The sequence below is a fragment of the uncultured Veillonella sp. genome, from assembly GCF_934230905.1.
Taxonomy (GTDB): domain Bacteria; phylum Bacillota; class Negativicutes; order Veillonellales; family Veillonellaceae; genus Veillonella.
In genome coordinates, this window is record NZ_CAKQFJ010000029.1 from 1 (window position 1) to 22,673 (window position 22,673).

A 22,673-nucleotide genomic window follows, 5' to 3' on the forward strand; every position below is an offset into this window, starting at 1 on the left:
GGTTTAAAACAAGGTGATGACCTTAGATTACAACAAGGCGAGGGGCCGGGATCTATTGTTACTGTTCGTAAGGTTAGAATTAGGTAGGAATATATGAAACTTGTTAATTATGAAAGCGGTGAACGTTTAAATACAATCAATGGTGAGTTTAGACCTACAATTAATAGTGAAGCATTTGGAGTAAATCAAAGTGGTACAAATGCATTTGCAAAAGCACTTGATGATGCATCTAAAACGTGGCTTGAGATTGATAAGCAAAAAGATTATGTAAATGCAACTAATGCTATTAATGAATTTAATCAAAAAGTATCTGATTTGAAATACAACAAAGATAATGGGTTGATGTACCAAAAAGGTATGAATGCACAAAATATATTGCCTACATATTTAGAAGAAACAAGAAAGTTACAAAATGATATTGCTTCTAAATATAATCTACGTACAACAGATGCAACCAATGCTTTTAACAAAGCGGTAGAAGCATCTAAAACTAATGATTTAGATGGTATATCAAGATATATGCGTGGACAATATGAGGATGCGTTGAGCGTTGCCACACAAAATCAAATTAATAACCTTAATAACAATATATTGCAAACAAGCGATATTAATCAGCAAATGAAAACACTAATGCTTACGGGGGATTTAATAGAAGCAACAGGAATGCAATTAGGGTTAGACAGTGAGCAAATCGCATCAAAAAAGCAACAAAACTATGACCTTAACGCTAAAACTATGTTAGATAAGTCAGTCGCTGATAATAATTCTGATGAACTTAATAAACAACTTAATGCATTGACTGGTTTAGCTAGCGAAAATGCATTGACACCATATAGAAAAATGGCACAACAAATGGGGATAAACAAGATTGCGAATAATGAAAATGATTTCACTACTATCCGAATGGCTGCAGGCGATGATGTAAATCGTGGCATGGAAATCATGGGTTCAAGAATACGTTCCCAAATGGAAGCTAAGAACAAGGAAGCTATGCAATCTGGTATTGGTGCTAATCAACATTTATGGAAGATAGCACAATATGCACATAATAAGTATGGTATCAACACGGAAATTGCATACAGACAGTTGTATGCAGAGGGTACAAAGGGTGGCGAACTTAGTCAATTAGCAAGAGAAAATCATAACTATGCAGGGTTAACTCAATCAGAACCAAATGGAGAAGAGAACAAACAACCAGATGGAACAAATTATTACAAAATGTATAATTCTGATGAAGAGTTTGTAGATGATTGGATACCAAATTTTATTCAACCTATGGGTGCGTTGAATGCACAGAATGTAGACGAGTTTGCAGATAAGTTAAAAGCAGGCGGATATTATGGTGCAGATGCAGGCCGTTATAAAGAATTAATGAAAAATGCACCCATGACAAAAGGTGGACAACCTATTTATTCTGAAGATCAGATTGAGAAGGCAGTTCAACAAGGCCGCGAGAATTATAAATCATGGCTTACAACACAGATGAATATCGAAGCCAAACAGGCTAAAGATAGAATTATGTCAGCTAAAATTGTGTATAATCAATTACTCGCTAAAGGTGATTATGTAGGTGCATCCTCATATGCACACGCACAAGCAGCAGGTGCTATGACTGACATTGAAAAAGAAGCATGGAGTGGAACGGAAGCTGATATACGTCCTAAACTGGATGCTATATATGACCAAGGATTAAAATTCAATGCAAAAGAGAAATTTGAACTAAAAAAATATGCTGAGACGCATACATATGAGGAAACAGTTGCACATGCACAAAGAGTATATCCTAATAAAATTATTGATGACAGTACAGATGGAATGTTACTAGAAGCTAACGATGAAAGGCTGAAAGCTAGCAAAATTGATTTAACACCTTATGATAGTGAAATTCAAAGTGCTTTACCTAATGATAAATCGTTAAGACCTAGTTTTGAATATGGAATTAAGCAAGAAATGTTGAGTAGAAAAGCTGACTTTGAAAGTAAACATGGAAGAGCACCTACGGAGAGTGAAATGCACGATATATTCAACGGAGCACTAGCAACTCAAACCTTGCGTACTACCGAAAAACCATATTTTGGTGATGGTGATGATTATAGCTCGCCTATTAGTGCAGCAAGTAATAGAGCTATGGGTATTGTACATGTTGAGCCTGTTGGCAATCATTATGTACGTGTAACTTATCAAGATGGTTCTACAAGTGATATTTATGAAAGCGTGTATAACAACATGCAAAGAAGATATAACGATAATGGAGATTAATAATGGCTGGACAAACGCTTGAACAAGAACGGCAAGAAGCATTAGCCGTACAGAATGGTTATGTAAAAACTGCACCATCGTTTAGTGCTAATGCGGGGGTGCAATCTAAACCTACTGGCGGTTTTACAGAGTTGGGTAATGCAATAGGGAATGGTATCGATAATGCGATAAAAGTCGCTGATAACGCTATTGATGCTATTAAAGCTATTGCAACTACACCACGTGTTATGCAAGAAACAAATGCTGATGGTACAACTACATATTATCCATTTGGGAAAGCTGATAACCCATATCAAGGCTTAGAACCTCTTGGGCAATCGTTACAAAAAGTACTACCTACTGGAGTTGTAAGTAACACAGATAGATTATTTTTGTATAGCAATGACAATCTACGTTATAACGAAGCTGTTAGAATGGGTAAGGTATTGGATATCAACCCAGATATAATTATGCGTGGCGATGATAGAGCCTTTGAACGTGCTGATTATTTATCGAGACGAGTAGAACGTGGTGCAGTATTACAAGATATATATGATGAATTTCCAGAATTATATAAAGTAAAATATGGTTCGCAAGCAGAACAATTACAAGCTATCAATAATCTACAATCTGTTCGTGCTACAAAATCTACATTTGATGCAATCCAACAAGGTATTTGGTCTATGAATGATCAGATGAAACTTGGTGATGTAGGATTTGAATTGGCACATACAACAGACCCAGAGCGTATTCAAGAGCTGACTGCAGAAATGGAACGTTTGCAAAACAATCTAAAAGAGTATAGAACTTCTGACGGAACAAATCCATTACAAGAAATTCTAGGACAAACAGCAGCACAAACATATATGATGGGCAAGCAAGGCGGTGTAGGTGCAATTGTTGGGGCTGTAATTGGTGGTGCTATTGGTGGTTTAGCAACAAATGGTGCTGGCATTGGTGCAGGTGCATTAACAGGTGCTAAATGGGGCGGCGGTGCTGACATGGCATACGAAATGTACAAAATGGATTTTGGGAATAAATACCTAGAGCTCATTAACAAAAAAGATGCTAACGGCAATCGTGTGTACTCAAAAGATGAAGCCTACAAATATGCGATGACATATGCTGCAGCTGATACTGCTATTGAAATGGTATCTACACGTTTTATGCTTAAAGGCATAGGCAAGGTAGCACCTAAAGCGGTTATGTCAAAAGTATTACAAGGTGCTACCAGTGATACATTAGCAACATTTAATAGGGGCATTGGCACTACTGTTGCACAAATGGCGAAAGCATCTGTTAAGGCTGGCGGTTCTGAATTGGTTGAAGAGGGCTTGCAAGACATTAACGAGAAATTCCAACACAACCTTTACCGCAATGATAATGACCCAGAGGGTGTATATTCCATAGGCGATATGGCGGTAGGTGCAGGGAGTGCAATGTTACAAGCCTTACCTGCAGTTATTGGTTTAGGTGCGATTGGTGGCGGTATTAGTGGCATCCACACCATGAAAGCGTTCCATGAATTTCAAAAGTTAACACCAGAAGAACAACAACACGCAATCATGGCTGAGCAAAATCGAAATGGTGCAGCTATTATGCAAGCATTAAAGCAAGACGCAGTATCAAGCAAAATGGCAGAAGAAAACCCTGAACTATACGGAAGAATTGTACAAGCACAGGGTGATAATGTAGGTGTATCTACTGCATATGTAAATGTCAATGAAATGGCAGAAACCGAAGAAGGGCAACAAGCTATTAAGAATATGATTGATAGCGGGTTGGTAACGCAAGAGGAAGTATCCAAAAGCATTGAAGCTAACGCAGATATTCCTGTACCAATTGGGAAATATGCACAATTAAGCGGTGGCTTGACGGAAGAGACTGTAAAGGCACTAGAAGAAAGTACATACTTTACTCGTGGCGGTATGTCTATGAAAACCCTCGAACGTGCAAAAGCGGAAGTAGAAGCCTTCAATAATAATCTAGTTGATGCAACAGAAAAGAAAGCTGAACGAGTTAAAGAAAGCATTATCCGTGATGAATTTGAAGATGCAAACGATGTAGATCGCGAAGTACTAGACCAAGTATTCTCTAATCCTACGCAAGTTAAACAAGCGTACAATAACTTGTACAAAAACCTAGTGCAAGATTATCGAGAAAACTATGCAAGCGACTTTGACAATATGGATAATGATATTAAAGAAGCTACGGCAAGTGGTGTAGAGCCACAATGGTTGACTGATTACAAGTCTAATAATGGCGGTAAAGCACCACGCACGAATGCAGAACGTAGACGTGCAGCATTTCATTCAAGCGTGGCAAAAGCACAAACTGCATTTGCTGATAATACGGAAGCACTTAACCAAAGCAATATCCATCATGCTGATATGGAGCATACGCTACAACAAATTGAAAGCCTTGAGAGATTGCATGATAAGATTTTCACATTAGCGGATAACGATATAGCGTTACGGATGCAATTATCCAAGAGTGGATACGATGTGTATAACAAAGTTGTTAAAGCTATCGGTGAAAGTACCGATAGAAAACAACGTGAAACGGCAAAAGCTAATGCGTTGTTAATGGCACAACATGCTGATGTAATGGCACAATATATGCGACAAATGGGCCGTGGTGGTTATACCGCTATGGATTATTTGCGTGATAGCGTGCGTATCAATATGAGTGGTGAAACTAAATCTACTAATGGTTTAAATCAAACAACACAAGGTGATGCTAAACTTTCTAGCGACCAAGCAGATTGGGTAAATACATTAAAAAATTATAATCCTAAATCTAATGCAACTGTAAAGGTAATGGACACACCATTGGTATTGCAAATGATTGGTGGTCATAATTATGATGTTGTAATTAAACAAGCTAAGATTGCAACTATTTTACAGGAACATCCTGAAATCACTTTAAATGAGATGGAACAGTTGCCATTTGCACTAGCTGACCCAATAGCAATATTTAGATCTAGTACAGTAAAAGATAGTATTGTTGTGATGGCTGAACTAAAGGGAAACAATGGTTTAAATATTGTTATTCCTATGCAGTTAAATAAAGAAAAGCGTAATAATACGATTGTATATAGTTTAGTTAATAGCGTTTACACAAAAGATACTGCTGATAACAAATGGTATCAAGATTATTTAGAAAACCCTAAATTTGGAACACCATTATATGTAAACGAAAAAAAAGCCACTAATTGGTATTTGGCAGAGGGGCTCTCATTGCCCCAAGCGAATTACCACATTAGTGACTTCTTTAACAAAAGTATACCAAATGAAAAAGATTTATACAACTTAAAAAAATCTTACGGATTTAAACTGTATCAATCCGCATGGCATGGTTCGCCGTATGACTTTGATGAATTTGATTTAGGCAGTATCGGTGGTGGTTTAGGAACACAAGCATTTGGTTGGGGGCTATATTTTACTGAAAATAAAAATGTAGCTGAAAAATATAAAGTAGAACGTAAATCTAAAAATAAATTCACTTTAAATGGTAACGATATACCAATTGAGTATGCACCTGTTATCAATCAGATATTTGGTGGCATTAATGTAGAGAATAACAAAGAAAATCTATTAAAACGCTTAACTTCTCATAGAGAGGATGAACAAAGTAATTTAGATATAGTTACTAAAAATCTGAATGAATTAGAAGGTGTTTCAGATTTTATAGCACAAAATAATAGATTTGCTATTAATAAACTACCAACACTTGTTGATGATAAATTTGAACGAATGGCAACTGTTATATTAAACGATGCTAAAACCAAAGCTAAATCTGATAACAAGAAAGTGAATAAAGAGTATCTACTTGACGCTATCGAGGAAGAGCGAAAAAAATACAATAAGCATTATATTTTTTATAATGATATCGTTTCAAAAATTTCGTATCTAATTGATAACATTGATAATTTTGAAGTAACTTCTGTTTACAAACCAACACTATATAATGTTGAAATTCCAGATACAGACACAATGTTAGATTACTCAAAACCAATTAACGAACAGTCGGAATATGTTTTAAACAAAATAAAACAATTAGATCCGACTGACATTAATAAAACTGGTAAGGAATTTTATAATGATTTGTCAGAACGTTTAGGTGGCGACAAAAACGCATCTCTTAAATTAAACGAGTTAGGTATAAAAGGGATTAAATACAAACATGGTCTTAGTCATAATTTTGTAGTATTTGATGATAAAGCAATCAAAGTCATTGAAAAGTACAACCAATCTGTTAATGGCATGACAGAGATTATGAGTGATGGTGAACGAATTATCAACATTTTCAAAACCGCAGATAGAAGTACATTTTTACACGAAATGGGCCATGTATTCTTTGATGATATCCAAAAACTAGCATCTATGGACAATGCGCCTAAACAATTACTTGATGATTGGAATACGCTTAAAGAGTGGAGCGGTTGGGTTGATGGCGAAAACGTAGACAATACCAAAGCACACGAGAAATTTGCACGAGGTTGGGAAAGCTACTTGCGAAGTGGTGAAGCACCAACAAAAGGACTACAACGTGTGTTCCGTCAATTCTCTAAATGGTTAACTCGTATTTATCGCAGTGTACAACGTTTAGGCGGTGAAGTACCATCTGACATTAAAGATATAATGGCACGTATGATAGCTACGCAAGATGACATTGAAAACTACGCACATGAGCAAGCATTAGAACAATTTGAAAACACAAAATTGTATCAACAGTTGAGTGAAACCGGACAGGCACGAGTACAAGGATATATCGCCGATATTAAAGAAAAAACCAAAGAACGTGTAATGCGTAAGTACATGAAAGAGTTAGATAATCGACCTATTAAAGAATGGGAAGATGTGAAAGACAATGTAGAAAAAGAAATTGGAGAACGATTAGCCGAAGATTATCCTATTTACAAAGAGCATAGACGATATATTGCATTGGGTGCTGGTGCATTGGAAAATACTCAATATCGAACTATTGAGGGGTTAGAAAAGGCGGAACGTGAGGAAACTGGCAGTACTTACGATGAAGCAGTAGCACAGGAAATGGAAAATGCTAGAAATGAATTTGTTAATGATCCGAATGCTGGCAAATCTAATCAAGAAATAGCCGAAGAAATGCTACTATCTAATCAAGGGCAAATGGAACTTACTCAAGAGGAAGCACGCTTGATTAAGGCACATACCAATAAAGACCTTGCTAGGAACTGGGAACTACTAAGCAAATTACAAAAGCTAGACCCTAACAGTGAAAATCTTGATGAAGAATTGAAACCAATTGAAAAAGAATTGACGAAATCTGAACGCATCAAGAAAGACCATGCAAGGGTAGCACAGGAATTAGGCAGTGTATCTAAAGAACTTGATACTGCACAAGAACGCATTGAAAACCTAAAAGCACAGTTACAAGAACGCATTGATGCGGTGCGTGCAATTCGTGATGGTGGATTTGGTACTATTCCGAAATACATGGAACGTGCTAAAAGAGAATTAGGTGATTTGACATTATCTCAAGCTAGCCAGTACAAGAAATACCAAAATCAAGCCGTGAGAGATGGCAAGAAAGCGGATAGTGCATTGGCTGTTGGTAAGGTTGACGAAGCATTATATGCTAAACAATCTCAAATGCTAAATCAAGCAAGAGCAAGAGTAGCGTTTGAAAATTCAAAAGCTATTAAGAAACTACGCACTAAACTATTAGACCAATTAGGCAGAATGACACGAAGTCAAAACCCTATCATGATTGAGCCTAACATGCGTTATTTCTACACGCATATGGCATACCAAATGGGATTGACTAAGTATGATGGCTTAAAACCTGTTGATGGCTTTGATATGATGGCCGTAATTAAAGCGCTCGATGCAGATGCTGATATTATGGGCGATAATGAAGCGACTGTAGAACTTGAAGATTGGGTAAAAGCAATGTTTACCGCTCAATCACCTAGAATGTTTAGCACCCTAAAAATGAGCGAACTCGAACAGTTAGAGGAACTCATGACAGGAATGTACAAAAGTGGCAGAACTCAATATGAGGGAAGTACACTAATTGATGAAAAGGGTAATAACGTTATATTTGATGAAGCTATATTCCAAATCATTGATAAGGCAGCAGAAACATTTGGCAGAGATAATGGAAATGTATTCAATGAGTTAAACAACAGAAGCCGTGCAGATGCATTGGCTAATACGTTGAATAACTTTCATCTATCATTATTGAAAGCTGAAACATTCTTACGTAGATTGGACGGCGGAAAGAATGGGCCTGCAGTTAGATATATCTATGACCCAATTGATAAAGCTACTCGAAAATTCAATGAGTACCAAGAAAAATCTATGTACAGATTGGCTAGAGATGTAAAAGCGGTATATTCTAAGAAACAACTTTTTGATGTTCGCAATGATCATCTCTATAACGTAGGCGAATTACGGAATGTTACCAAAGAGCAAATCATCATGCTTGCCTTGAATTGGGGAACAGAAAAGAATAGGCAGCGTGCATTAGAAACTATCCAAAGTAATGAAGTAGAAATGGAGAGAGCGTTCCAAGAATACATGACGGATAAGGATTGGGAGTTTGTTATCCGCACATGGGAACACATTAATTCATTCTATGAAGAGCGTAGTAAGGTTCAAGAGGAACTTTACGGAAATCCTTTGAAGAAAGAAAAAGGTATTACATTTACAATTGGCGGTAGAGAAATTCAAGGTCAATATTTCCCTATTGTGTACAATCCTAAAGTAAGTGCTAAAGTATCTGATTTTGAAACAGAGGATATTGCTAAAACGATGATTGCTAGTAATGCAATCTTTGGTACAGGTATGGGTGCTACCAAATCACGTTTGGATGTAGTGAAAGGTAAATCCTTAATGCTTGATTTCGATGTTATTCCTAATGCTATTACGGAAGCTATTAATCACGTTACTATGCGTAAAGCAGTAACGGATGTGAATAAGTTAGTCGGTAATAGCCGTTTCCAAGAATACATCGTTGATAAATTTGGTATGGAAACCTACCAATTCTTGCGTACATGGGTTAGAGATAACTGGAAAGATGAAGCAGCAAAACTCGATGCATGGGGTAGATTGGTAATGACATTAAAGAAAAATACCTCTACCGCAGTTATGGCCGGACGTGTATCAGTAGCATTACAAAATGCATTAAACATTCCTGTTGCTATGTATCGTATCGGTGTAGGTAATACACTCAAAGCTATTAGCGATGCAGGCATGGGGTTCTATGGTGTAGGTACGGCTAAGTACAACGCAACACGTGATTTTGTATTATCTCAATCAATCTTTATGCGTGAACGTGTTCAAACACTAGATAAGGATTTGAAACAGGGCTTATCCATTGAGGGTAAAGGTTTACGCATTGGTGATACAAATATCGGTGGTTATAAAGGTGAACAACTAGCTAATATCCGTGATGATATTAATCAAATGGGTTTTAGACTGTTAACAGAAACTGATTTTGCATTGTCAATTCCTATATGGAAATTCGCATACGATAACAAAGTACTGGAATTACAAAGTGTTGAGGGAGTAACACCAGAGTTTATAGAACAGGAAGCTATTAGTGCTGGTGATAGAGCCGTGAGAGATATATTTGGTAGCGGTGATACAAAAGATAGTGCAGGCATCCAACGTTCAAGGAATGCATTTTCTCAATTATTTGTACCATTCTATTCTTACGCTAATACGTTATATAACATTCTTGCTGAGGGTTCTTATGCGTTAAAAGACCAAAGAAATTATGGACAATTTGTACGTATGATTTGGTGGACTTTAATCGCACAGGCATTAGGAATGATGGCATATAAAGCTATGACAAATGGAGATGATGACAAGCCAGAGGATTTAGTAAAATCGTTTGTTGAAGAGTTAGCATCTCAATCTATTATGGGTGTACCGATTGTACGTGATGTTGCTAATATGACGATGCGTAACATATTAGGTGAAAAGTCATTTGGTAAAACTAATTCTGTTATAGCTACATCCATTGTGGATAAACTACAAGATATATACACGGCTATTAATTCTAAGAAGAAAGATGCAACGGATATAGGTAGAAGCTTATCGCAAGTATCGAACCGCATCATAGGTTTTAGCGATACAATCACAGATGGATTATGGACATTATCTAAATTTGCATTAACCGATACAGATGCAAAATTAGAGGATGTTATCATGTCTATCATTTTAGATAAAAAGCTAAAAGACAAAAAATCCAAAAAGAAAGACAAGCATTAATAAATAAGGACTACTCAAATGTGGGTAGTCCTATTTAATTGAAAGGAGTACATATGATACCAGAAGTCAAAAAACCTAGTGTAGTTTATCAATGTGATGGAGCGAATAAAAAGTGGATATGGCCGTATGACTTTTATAACGTTGAAGATATAGCCTTAATCATAGTCGATGCTGACGGCACAGAAAGCGTACAAACAGGTAATATCGACTACGATAAAGAAAACAAAATTTTAACGTATCCTGCTGATGGTGATCCATTAGATAATACGCACAAGATTATTCTTGAACGTAGAACACCAATCACTCAAGATACAGATTTACCGGACGAATATCCTTTCCAAAATATCGAACACATGACAGATAGGGTTACATTGATTTTGCAAGAAATGCAAGAGAAGATGAACAGAGCCTTATTAATTCGTGTTGATAGTGATGAGGATGCAACTGCTGTTGCACGTAAGATTGTAGATACATCGACAAAGGCAGCAAATGATGCTATTGATGCATATACAAAAATCAAAGCCGAAAGCGATGCTATCAATGCTAATGCAGAAACGATAAAAACGCTAGGCGGTGAAATTACAGAATTAAGCCGTACAGTTGATGATAAACTAGCGACTAGCAATACCGCACTTGATACATCAAGTGCTAATGTAACGAAAGCAGAAAAGCTAGTGGCAGATGCAAAAGCATATGCAGGACAAACAACTGTAGATAAGCGTGATATTAATGATTTGGTTAGTCAAGCACGCACATTAAAAACAGACATTGATAATAAACAAACATCGATTGCAAGTAACGCTATCAAGGCAACAGATGCGGCGAAACGTGCAGAAGTCGCAGCAAGTAAAGCGGAAGAAATCGCCTTGCCTAATGGCGGTGGTTTGATTACAAAATCCGAAGCAGATACAAAGTTTGTACCTAAAGATAGCTTGTACGGCATCGTTTCTGTTAAAGACTTTGGGGCAGTTGGTGATGGTGTAGCTGATGATACCGCAGCATTTAAACGTGCTAATGACAATTTGAAAAACAAAATATTATTAATTCCTAATGGCATCTACAAAATTAACGAGCATATCTCATTTGATACAGTTGATAGCGTTATGGATATGGGTACATATAACTCTATTAAGCCGTTTTATCCTACTGAAACACCAATGTTAAAAGGTGCATCCAATATCGCATTTGTTAAAAATATCCAATATGGCGATGAGGTCAACCAATGTCAAGGCTTTACCTACAACGATAAAAAGAATGTATTCGTACTAGCATGTATTAATAGCGATGGCACAAAGCAAAATATATATGAACTTAATCCAGATACATTTGAAATCGTAGGCACATATAAGTTTAGCGACCCAGAACGTATGGGCCATTGTAACACTATGTGCTACAACAAATACACAAATAAGATTTACCTTGCCAATGGTTTGAAAAATCCTAACAACGTATCTGTATTTAATGCTGACACAATGACGTTTGAAAAGACTGTTACATTGAATGAGCGTGTATTTAATATCGGATATGATCCTATCACACGAACTTATGTGAGTATCGTACCAATTAGCGGTCAACAACGCTTACGTGAAGTCAACTTGTATAATGATGATTTTCAAAAAATGAAAACCTATCAAATTGACTACCAATATGATGACTTTAATAATAATGGTGCATTAATGCTTAACGGATGCATCATGAGTGCAACGCTTGGTAGTTTGGTAGAATGTACACCATTTGGCACAGTTAAACAAATCATCGAAATCAATAGAACTACTGAAATTGAAGATATAGCATATTGCAATGGCAAATTCTATTTTGCAGTGCTAACAGAAAAACCTAGTAAACGGCATCAAGTGGATATTTATGTAGGAAATCCGAACAGAGATTATCAAAATTCAATTAACACTGCTAGACTTGCGACACTAGATTATTTAAAACTCACAGGCGGTAATGTAAGCGGTTCTATCGTGCTTAACAACAATACATTGTTAGAGGGCAAGAAAACCGATGGACATGGTGTGCGTATTGGTAAAGTGTCTACGTCAGATGCAGTGGAATTGGGCGACCCTAGCGTACCTTTATACTTAACAGGTACTACATTAAAGCACTATGACGGCACGGATAGTAGCACAGTATTAACTACTAAACATTATGGTACGGCTATTTATAGCAAGACTAAAGCCGATGAAGTGTTTGTTAAAAAAGGTGATGCAGGTTCGTTTGGTTTTCCATATTCTAAATTAGATACCGCAACAGATTGGAATACACTCACAACGCAAGGATGCTATGAAATTAATTTTGATGGCGGTGCTAATAATCCACCACGTTCGCATAAGCAAGGTATGTTGATTGTGTTTAACTTTGGAGATGGTAAATTAATCGACCATACACTACATACATTAAATGGTGAAACTTATCATCGTACTTTCATGGCTAATAAATGGGGTAGCTGGGGCAGAGTACAAACATCGTTAAATAGCCGTGTTCAATTGTGGAGTAACAAAGGTACGATTGAGGTGGGTGTAAATGGCTAATATTACAATAAGTGGTGCTAGTACAGGATTATTTAATATGACGGATGAAATTCGTGATATAGGGAATAGTAAATATTTAAAAGTTGCGATGAGCGATAAACCCTACTATGCTAGATTATCTACAGAAAAACCATCCGATAACAATATGTATGTTATTATCGATAATACTAAATATTTTATACAAGACAATCCTATATTATTTGAGCCAATACATTCTGAACATATTTACCAGATTTTTGAACAACGTCTTACTGTATGGCTACCAAAAGGGAAATATATAGTTGAGTTAAATACAACATCCACAACAACTGATACCTTTACAATACCAAGTGGCTTAAATGCAATGATCTTATACAATTATAGAAGAGGGCTTGGCGTACAATTATCCATTGGAAGTGATGGTTCAAGAATATTTTATAAACGAATAGAAGCTAGTGGAGATAAAACTTGGTTCACAATATCAAGACAGGGAGATTAGTATGATAGAAATCTTTATTCCAATATTTAACGAGGTGTTCAACGTGAGTGAAGCGGTACGCATATCATTGGCTATATTCACAACAGTTATTCTTGTGTTTATAGATACAATATTACGAGTGTTGGTTGAAGCAAGGAATTACAACCTAGCAACCAATAGGGAAGTTACAGTCAAAAATACTATATTAGCTATCCTATGGAGAGGTTGGGCTACAGTAGAAATTAACGGAAAACCTAAGCGATTTTTAGTGAGTGGCAAGCTACGAGCGGATATGACTAAGAAATTAGTCAAATCCTATCCGTGGCTTTTTTTATTGTCATTTATTCTACTCGCCTTGCCTGATGTGGAAGTACCTGTATTAGGCCGTGTGGATGTGTTCCTATGCACATTGTTATATTTGATACCTGTATTTATTGAATTGGCATCGTGTGTAGAAAACATGATAGAACTTGAGCTAGTAGAAACGAGGTGGTTTAAACGTGCGATAGGATTACTTAAACAGGTGATTGATTTCGTTAAATCGGTAAAGGAAGCGATTAAATGAAGATTAACTATGAGGACACTATAACCTTAATAGCATTATCCGCTGCATTAATCATGACTATTTACCTTGAACAAAAGGACTTGGCAAGCGTGATAGTCGGTGTGTTAGGTGGTTATATTGGTGCTACTGGTGGTGTTAAGCGTTCCCAATATATTAATGGGAGCAGTGATAAAAAGGAGTTAGAGAAATGAATGAATTAGGGAGTTTGAGTGCGGTATATGAAAGTAATGGAGACCCTGCTTGTGTATCAAGTGGGGTTAACGATGCAGGCGGTATTTCCTATGGTACATATCAATTAGCTAGTAATTGCGGTAGCGTTGATGAATTTCTAGGTTGGGGATTACGGCAAGGTGGATTTTATACAGACTACGCAAGAACATTGGTGGATAGTGGCGAAATCAATAGTGATGAATTTATCGACCAATGGAAAGAACTAGGAACGATTGATAGACAAGGGTTTGCACAGATGCAACATGATTACATCAAGGCTGAATACTATGATGTAGCGTGTAAATTGTTGCAAGACAACCTGTTCAATGTGGATAAACATTCTGACACATTGAAGGACGTGATATGGAGTAGAATAGTACAATATGGTGTAGACAATATTATTGATATGTTCAATGATGCATTGAAGTTAATGGAAAAGGCTTTGAATTTAGAATTGCCTAATCTATCCTATATTGACGATAAACGCTTTGATTATGACCTCATCGCTTGTATCTATGATGTATGCATGACTACTGCATGGAATAATAGTGAATTGCGTGATAGCTTGAATGAACGTTTCGCAGATGAAAAGTTTAGAGCGTTGGAAATGCTACAAAATGAATTAAATGAGGTGTAAGCCATGTTAATTAGTTGGTTGGTACAAACTATCAAGGAACACTACAAAATAGCCATAGCGATTGCCCTGTGCGTTTTTATCGCTATTGTAGGTGTATTAATATATCATCACAAACAAAAACAATTAGAAAAACCTGTTGTAATTACACAAGAGCAGGCTAAATCACCTCAAGAATTGTCAAAAGCAATTCATGTTACCGAAACGGAAGCACAGGAAGTTATTTCCAAAAAGGAAAGAACTCAACCGATAGCGACATATTACACGCAAGCACCGACAGTTGAAGTTGCAGCTGAACAGGTAAAACAGGATATTGCACATAGCAACCCTAATGTACCTAAAGCTGTTACTGAAAAATCTGATAGAACTGCAGTAGTTGCTAACACAGACGAGCAAAAAGTCGATGTGTACAAAATCAATCTAAACAAAGGACACAAGATAAAAGCTGGTGCTACTTTGATAGATAATAAAGCCTTTGAAACCATAGGCTATCAAGCAGGTAAAGTTGAAGTGTTAACACATTTCAATGGACAACATTTAGAGGGCGGTAGTGTACTTTACACAGTAAAGGAATGGTGATCTAAATTATCTCCGAGTTGCACGGATTGCAACAATCAACTGTTAGTTGACAGTTGGAAAGTATTACTTTAATTGAAAGGAATAACACAATGGCACAAGAATTTACATTTGAAGGAAAAACACATCAATTCGCAGAAGATATTCAACCAAACAAAGAGGGATTATATATGGCAACGTTGAAAGATGGCGATAATGTAACGTGTGAAATGTGGTTTGTGAATGGCAAGCTACAAAGATTAGTAGAACTAGATAAATAAACAAATTGAGGGTAGCGTAATTGCTACCCTCTTTTTTATTTCGGCAAATATTCGTCAAATTCTAATTGTAAAATGTGGTAAAATATGAGAAGTAATGTTTACCGCAACTAAGATTGATTGCAAGTATAACAATAATTGTGAAAGAATTGATAATTCACAGTAAATTGGAGTATAATATATTGATATGTTATGACCATGGAGGAGAAAAACATGAAACGGGTTCTAGTATCCGTAAAAAGTGTACAACGAGACATAGATGGACAGGATACCGTGGTGGAATTGATTTCTCCAGGTACTTCACAGGAGAAGAATGGGATTCAGTATATTCGCTATGAAGAATCTAGCGTTACAGGTCTTGAAGGTGTTAAGACAACTATTAAGATTTATGAAGACTCGATTGTTCTTTTGCGTACTGGAGCTGTTAATATGCGGCACCAATATATTCGCGGTGAAGAACGTCAATCCACATATGAAACACCATTAGGTGATCTTCACATGGCCGTAAAAACACATGAGTTAACAGTAGACTTTCACAATGGAACTGGTCGTGTTCATCTCGGATACGATATTTCCATCGAAGGTGAATGGCAATTTTATAATCAGTTAGATATAGACGTGCGGGAGGATACAGAGCATGGACATGAAGGAAATCCTGAAATCGGGGATTGAGCAGGCATTACAAGAAACGATTAAGAGTGGTGGCTTACCAGCTGGAGAATATCCAGAAATCGTTCTAGAAGTGCCCCCTCAAAAGGAGTTCGGCGATTTTTCTACGAACATTGCTATGCAATCTGCTCGTGTAGCTCGTCAAAATCCTCGCGCTATCGCAGAGGCATTAATCAGTCATATGGATTTTGACTGGCTTGAACGTGCTGAAGTAGCTGGTGCAGGTTTTATCAACTTCTTCTTAAAATCCGATATGGTGTATGATACCTTGAAAGCTATCTTGAATGCTGGTGATCAATACGGTGTGCAACCATTGCGTGCACGCGATACGATTCAAGTAGAATACGTAAGTGCGAACCCAACAGGTCCGTTACATGTCGGTCATGGTCGTGGTGCTGCGTATGGTAGTGCACTTGTAAACTTGTTGCGTGCAGCAGGGTACAATGTACAATCTGAGTACTATATCAATGATGCGGGCAATCAAATTGATAATATGGCCATTTCAATTGAGTACCGTTTCCAAGAGTTACAAGGCGCTACATTAGTATTTCCGCCTAAACGCAACGAAGATGGCACTATGCCAGAATTCGATGTTCCAGAAGGGGCTCTTGTATTTCCAGAAAATGGTTACCGTGGACCAGATATCATTGAAACAGCAAAAGCCATTGCAGGGCGTGAAGGCTTTGATACATTGAATGCTATGGATGAAGCTGATCGTATAGCTTTATTCAAAGAAGAAGGCTTGAAAGAAAAATTAGCTCGTTTAGAGGAAACATTAAGCAATTTCCGCGTTACCTTTGATAATTGGTTCTCTGAACGTACGGTTCATGAAACTGATGAAATTCATCACTCCGTAGAGGCTTTGAAAGCTCTTGGCAAGGTGTATGAAAAGAATGGCGCTTTGTGGTTGAAATCCACTGATTATGGCGATGATAAAGACCGCGTAGTCATCCGTGACAATGGTGTGCCTACATATTTGGCAGCAGATATTGCATACCATCGCAATAAATATGACCGTGGATTCAAAGAAATGATTGATATTTGGGGTGCTGACCATCATGGTTATGTATGTCGTGTAAAAGCAGCTATGGCAGCCTTTGGTTATGACCCAGATAAATTGACTGTATTGTTGTTACAAATGGTAGCATTATTCCGTGATGGAAAACTTGTTAAATTGTCTAAACGTAGTGGCGATAGTGTTACATTAGATGAATTAATCGAAGAGGTTGGTGTAGATGCATCTCGCTACTTCTTCTTGATGCGTTCTCTAGATAGTCAGCTTGATTTTGATATCAACTTGGCAAAATCTCGTAGTAATGATAATCCGGTGTATTATATCCAATATGCGCATGCGCGTATTCACAGCATTTATAACCAAGTGCGTGAATCGGCCATTTCGTTTGGTGATTATAGTGAAACTGATTTCACAACGCTTACAAGTGAAATGGAATTAGAATTGATTAAGAAATTAGCTGAATATCCAGAAGAGGTTGTTCAATCTGCTGAGCACCGTGCACCTCATCGTATTGCACGTTACTTATATGATTTGGCAAGTATGTTCCATTCCTTCTATCGTCAAGGTCGTATTATTGGCGTAGATCCAATGTTACAACAAGCTCGTCTGGGATTGATTACAGCAATTGCCCTTGTACTTCGTCAAGGCTTGGGTATTTTAGGTATTTCCGCTCCGGAAAAAATGTAATAGGTGGGAGGCATCATGGCAACTAAGTATATTTTCGTAACAGGCGGCGTAGTTTCTTCCTTGGGAAAAGGAATTACAGCTGCATCTTTGGGCCGATTATTGAAAAACCGTGGCTTTAATGTGACTATTCAAAAATTTGACCCATATATTAATATTGACCCTGGTACAATGAGTCCTTACCAACATGGCGAAGTATTCGTAACTGATGATGGTGCTGAAACTGATTTGGATTTAGGTCACTATGAACGCTTTATTGATATTAATCTTAGCAAACGTTCTAATATTACTGCTGGTAAAGTATACTGGTCTGTTATCAATAAAGAACGTAAAGGTGACTATTTAGGTAGCACTGTTCAAGTTATTCCTCACGTTACTAACGAAATTAAACAAAATGTATATCGTGTTGGTAAAGAAAATAATGCGGATGTAGTTATTACTGAAATTGGTGGCACTGTTGGTGATATTGAAAGCTTGCCATTTATGGAAGCGATTCGCCAAGTAAAAAAAGATGTAGGTCGTAATGATGTATTATATATTCATGTTACATTGGTACCGTACATCAATGCAGCAGGTGAGTTAAAAACAAAACCTACCCAACATAGTGTAAAAGAATTGCGTAGCATTGGTATTCAACCAGATATTTTAGTATGTCGTAGTGAAAAACATATTTCCGATGAAATGAAAGAAAAGTTAGCACTATTCTGCGATGTCGAACCAGCTGCTGTTATAGAAAACCAAACTTGTTCTTCTATCTATGAAGTACCATTGATGATGCAAGACCAAGGACTTGATGATATTGTTATTAAAAAATTAGGGCTTGAAGAACGTCCTTGTGATATGACTGCATGGAAAGAAATGGTTCATAAAATTTTGAATCCTAGCAAAGATATTACAGTAGCTATCGTAGGTAAATATGTAGCACTGCACGATGCGTATCTTTCTGTAGCAGAAGCATTGAGCCATGCTGGTATTGAAACTGATACTAAGGTGAACATTCGTTGGATTGATTCCGAAGAACTCGACGATCTTTCCGTAGATCCTACAGAAGTATTTGATGAGATTGATGGAATCGTTGTTCCTGGTGGATTTGGTTCCCGTGGTGTAGAAGGCAAAATTCGTACAATCAATTATGCTCGTGAGAATAAGGTTCCATTCCTTGGTTTATGTCTTGGCATGCAATCTGCTGTTATGGAATTTGCTCGTAATGTATGTGGCATGGAAGGTGCTACATCTAGTGAATTTGACGAAGAGGCAAGATACAAGGTTATCGACTTGATGAGCGATCAAGTGGATGTAGATAAAAAAGGCGGTACAATGCGTCTTGGTATCTATCCATGCAAATTAGAAGCGGGCACGAAAGCTCGTGAAGTATATGGTGAAGATCTTGTATATGAACGTCATCGTCATCGTTATGAATTCAACAATGAATATCGCCAACAATTGAGTGATGCAGGACTTGTTATTTCCGGTACATCCCCAGATGGTCGTCTTGTTGAAAGTATCGAAGTTAAAGAACATCCATTCTTCGTGGCTACACAAGCACATCCAGAATTAAAATCTCGACCTAATAATGCACATCCGTTGTTCCGTGGATTCGTAGATGCAATCTTAGAACTTAAAAAATAGAGTAGAGCCATGGGGTCTATTTTATCTATTTTAGGTTTAATCATATTAGCTGTTCTTAAACTTGAACAGTTTGTATATGGTAAATCAGGTAAAGCACAGTCTACAACTGGCTATATGGCAAGACGTGGACTTGCTAGTCTAGCAGGTTTAATTGCTTTTGATCATTCTATTAGGAGTAGTAAACCTATTGTAGTACGTAAAAAGAAGAAAGATGCTCAGAATTGAGCATCTTTCTTCTTTTTTTGTTTACATCGAAAAAAATAAAAAAAATATATCGATATATTTAAAAATAACGCTTGCTATTTTAAATGATTAGTGTTATTATATAGACAAAGATAGATATAGATTTGATGTAGGTACATCAATAGAACATATATTAATCGTTATTTAGAAATATAAAGGAGGACACAATGTCTATTATTGGTAAGAAACTCCCTGAATTTACACTTGATGCTTTCAAGAAACCTGAATTGGTAAAAGTAAGTACTGCAGATGTTCTAGGTAAATGGTCTGTATTCGTATTTTATCCAGCAGATTTTACATTTGTATGCCCTACTGAATTAGAAGACGTACAAGAATCTTATGCAGAATTAAAAGAATTGGGTTGCGAAGTTTACTCCGTATCTACTGATTCTGAATATGTTCATAAAGCGTGGTCTGATGCATCTCCAAGTATCAACAAAATTGAATACTATATGTTAGCTGATAAAAAACATGAATTGGCTGATTTCTTCGATGTATTTGATCCTGAATCTGCTATGGCATACCGTGGCACATTTGTGGTTGACCCAGAAGGTATTATCCGTACAGCGGAAATCCACGATATGGGTATCGGCCGTTCCGCAGAAGAACTTGTTCGAAAAGTACAAGCTGCTCAATTTGTAGCTAAACATGGTGATCAAGTATGTCCTGCACGTTGGAAACCAGGTAAAGATACATTAAAACCAGGTCTTGACCTAGTAGGTAAAATCTAAGCTTTTTAGATATATCACCATCCTCCTCAAATGACAATAATTGGGCACGGATCGTATCTCCAACGATACCGGTAAGCCCCATTACATGGTGAAACACTCTCCATTTCACTTATGTAAACCTCATATAACAAACTACAAACTATACGCAAAAAGACCAGCCTTTAGGCTGGTCTTTTTGTCATATAGTTTATTTTAATAATACCTACTTTTATATAAATCCTTTTAAAAAAGTAGGAAATAAGTCCTTGCATTTTTATAGTTGATATTCTATAATGGAATTAATTCCTAGCGGTGTACAAGGTATTATGCGCGCCGTATAGAATGTATAGAATGTATAGAGAATATTTTTTCAAGGGGCGCTAGCTTTTAAAAAGAAAGGCAATATACATGAGGATTTCTACAAAAGGAAGATATGCACTGATGGTTCTCATAGACCTAGCAGAGCAAGGTCATGAAAAACCCGTATCATTACGTTCTGTAGCAGAACGACAAGGCATATCTGAGAAATATTTAGAAGGTATTGTGGCTCGATTAGGGGCAGCCAAGTTAGTTGATAGTATACGTGGAAAATACGGTGGCTATCGATTATCTAAGAAACCTTGTGAATATACAATTATTGAAATTTTGATGGCTACGGAAGAATCAATGGCGATTATTTCATCATTGGACGAAGGTGTTTCTACCGATGATGTGATTAATGAACGTACTGTTGGATTCTGGGCTGGATTACAAAATTACATTCATGACTATCTAGAAAGTGTGACATTGCAAGATGTTATTGATGGCACATATGCAAAACTAGATACTAAATATGATAATTGGGATGGCTCGATTTAAGAGTATCATAATTATATATTACATAATATTTATAGTATTCATAATATCCGTATAAAGGAGTGTTGATTATGTCTAAAATTGCAAAATCTTTTGTTGAATTAATTGGTAAAACACCATTGTTGGCGGCTACTCGTTTTGGTGAAAGTGTAGGTGCTGATGCTAATATTTTAGCTAAACTTGAATACTTTAATCCAGGTGGCTCTGTAAAAGATCGTATCGCAGCTGCCATTATTCAAGCAGCTATTGCATCTGGTGAACTACAACCAGGTGGTACTATCGTAGAAGCTACCTCTGGTAATACTGGTATTGGTTTATCTGCTGTAGGTGCTGCTTTAGGTTATAAGGTTGTTATCGTAATGCCAGAAACAATGTCTATTGAACGTCGTAAATTGATGATTGGTTATGGTGCACAACTTGTATTGACTGATGGTGCACTCGGTATGAAAGGTGCTATTGCAAAGGCAAAAGAAATCGTTACAGCCACTTCTGGTGCTGTGGAAGCAGGCCAATTCGTAAACCAAGCTAACCCTGCTATTCACTATAAAACTACAGGTCCTGAGATCTGGGGTGATACAGATGGTGCTGTAGATATTTTTGTAGCTGGTGTTGGTACTGGTGGTACATTAACAGGTGCAGGTCGTTTCTTGAAAGAACAAAATCCAGACGTTAAGGTTGTAGCTGTGGAACCAAAAGACTCTGCTGTGTTGTCTAACGGTAAGCCAGGTCCTCATAAAATTCAAGGTTTAGGTGCTGGTTTTATTCCTGAAACATTAGATACAAAAATTTATGATGAAGTAATTCAAGTTGCTAATGAAGATGCATTCAAAACAGCACAAGACTTTGGTCATACGCAAGGTGTGTTGGTTGGTATTTCTTCTGGTGCAGCATTATGGGCTGCTGCAGAATTGGCAAAACGCCCTGAAAATAAAGGTAAGAATATCGTAGTTATTCTTCCTGATACAGGTGAACGTTACTTGTCCACTGCACTATTCCCAGAAGATTAATATAATAGCTAAAAATAATATAAAGAATAAAGGAGTCCTTGCTTAGGGCTCCTTTATTCTTTATATATAGAAAAGGTGGGATAGGATAAAACAATTTTGTTTTATCCTATCCCACCTTAAAAGAGTTGT

16 protein-coding genes are annotated in these 22,673 nt (G+C 37.0%); all 16 read left to right on the plus strand.

What is annotated here, in order from left to right; genetic code table 11:
* Positions 1-93 precede the first annotated feature (93 nt).
* Positions 94-2,259 (plus strand): hypothetical protein, encoded by a 2,166-nt coding sequence (locus tag Q0E20_RS07940; protein WP_295998689.1) that lies wholly within the window; start codon positions 94-96, stop codon positions 2,257-2,259.
* A gap of 2 nt (positions 2,260-2,261) precedes the next feature.
* Complete coding sequence (locus Q0E20_RS07945; RefSeq protein WP_295998691.1) at positions 2,262-10,499, plus strand: hypothetical protein; 8,238 nt, start codon at positions 2,262-2,264, stop codon at positions 10,497-10,499.
* A gap of 53 nt (positions 10,500-10,552) precedes the next feature.
* Positions 10,553-13,033 carry a glycosyl hydrolase family 28-related protein gene (locus Q0E20_RS07950; protein WP_295998693.1) on the plus strand — a complete coding sequence of 827 codons (2,481 nt, stop codon included), beginning with the start codon at positions 10,553-10,555 and terminating at the stop codon, positions 13,031-13,033.
* Positions 13,026-13,511, plus strand: coding sequence for a hypothetical protein (locus Q0E20_RS07955; RefSeq protein WP_295998695.1), 486 nt, complete (start codon positions 13,026-13,028; stop codon positions 13,509-13,511). The genes Q0E20_RS07950 and Q0E20_RS07955 overlap by 8 nt, the downstream gene beginning before the upstream one ends.
* A gap of 1 nt (position 13,512) precedes the next feature.
* Positions 13,513-14,055, plus strand: coding sequence for a hypothetical protein (locus tag Q0E20_RS07960; protein WP_295998698.1), 543 nt, complete (start codon positions 13,513-13,515; stop codon positions 14,053-14,055).
* A complete protein-coding gene (locus Q0E20_RS07965) occupies positions 14,052-14,246 on the plus strand; it encodes a hypothetical protein (protein ID WP_295998700.1) in 195 nt (64 codons plus the stop codon). The genes Q0E20_RS07960 and Q0E20_RS07965 overlap by 4 nt, the downstream gene beginning before the upstream one ends.
* Positions 14,243-14,902, plus strand: coding sequence for a hypothetical protein (locus Q0E20_RS07970; RefSeq protein WP_295998702.1), 660 nt, complete (start codon positions 14,243-14,245; stop codon positions 14,900-14,902). The genes Q0E20_RS07965 and Q0E20_RS07970 overlap by 4 nt, the downstream gene beginning before the upstream one ends.
* A gap of 3 nt (positions 14,903-14,905) precedes the next feature.
* Positions 14,906-15,478: a hypothetical protein gene (locus tag Q0E20_RS07975; protein WP_295998704.1), complete on the plus strand. Its 573-nt coding sequence runs from the start codon at positions 14,906-14,908 to the stop codon at positions 15,476-15,478.
* 89 nt (positions 15,479-15,567) lie between these two features.
* The gene (locus Q0E20_RS07980; RefSeq protein WP_295998707.1) at positions 15,568-15,735 is read left to right on the plus strand and encodes a hypothetical protein; all 168 of its coding nucleotides are present in this window, start codon (positions 15,568-15,570) and stop codon (positions 15,733-15,735) included.
* Positions 15,736-15,945: 210 nt separating this feature from the next.
* Positions 15,946-16,404, plus strand: coding sequence for a DUF1934 domain-containing protein (locus tag Q0E20_RS07985; protein WP_295998708.1), 459 nt, complete (start codon positions 15,946-15,948; stop codon positions 16,402-16,404).
* Complete coding sequence (gene argS / locus Q0E20_RS07990) at positions 16,370-18,103, plus strand: arginine--tRNA ligase (protein WP_295998710.1); 1,734 nt, start codon at positions 16,370-16,372, stop codon at positions 18,101-18,103. Before Q0E20_RS07985 ends, argS begins: the two co-directional genes overlap by 35 nt.
* Before the next feature lie 15 nt (positions 18,104-18,118).
* A complete protein-coding gene (locus Q0E20_RS07995) occupies positions 18,119-19,729 on the plus strand; it encodes a CTP synthase (RefSeq protein ID WP_295998713.1) in 1,611 nt (536 codons plus the stop codon).
* Between the two features lie 9 nt (positions 19,730-19,738).
* Positions 19,739-19,954 carry a hypothetical protein gene (locus tag Q0E20_RS08000; RefSeq protein WP_295998715.1) on the plus strand — a complete coding sequence of 72 codons (216 nt, stop codon included), beginning with the start codon at positions 19,739-19,741 and terminating at the stop codon, positions 19,952-19,954.
* A gap of 185 nt (positions 19,955-20,139) precedes the next feature.
* Positions 20,140-20,703 carry an alkyl hydroperoxide reductase subunit C gene (gene ahpC, locus Q0E20_RS08005; RefSeq protein WP_295998718.1) on the plus strand — a complete coding sequence of 188 codons (564 nt, stop codon included), beginning with the start codon at positions 20,140-20,142 and terminating at the stop codon, positions 20,701-20,703.
* 387 nt (positions 20,704-21,090) lie between these two features.
* Positions 21,091-21,540 carry an Rrf2 family transcriptional regulator gene (locus Q0E20_RS08010; protein WP_295998719.1) on the plus strand — a complete coding sequence of 150 codons (450 nt, stop codon included), beginning with the start codon at positions 21,091-21,093 and terminating at the stop codon, positions 21,538-21,540.
* A 68-nt stretch (positions 21,541-21,608) separates the two neighbouring features.
* Entirely contained in the window at positions 21,609-22,544 is a 936-nt protein-coding gene (cysK, locus tag Q0E20_RS08015) for a cysteine synthase A (protein WP_295998722.1), read from the plus strand.
* The last annotated feature ends 129 nt before the right edge of the window (positions 22,545-22,673 follow it).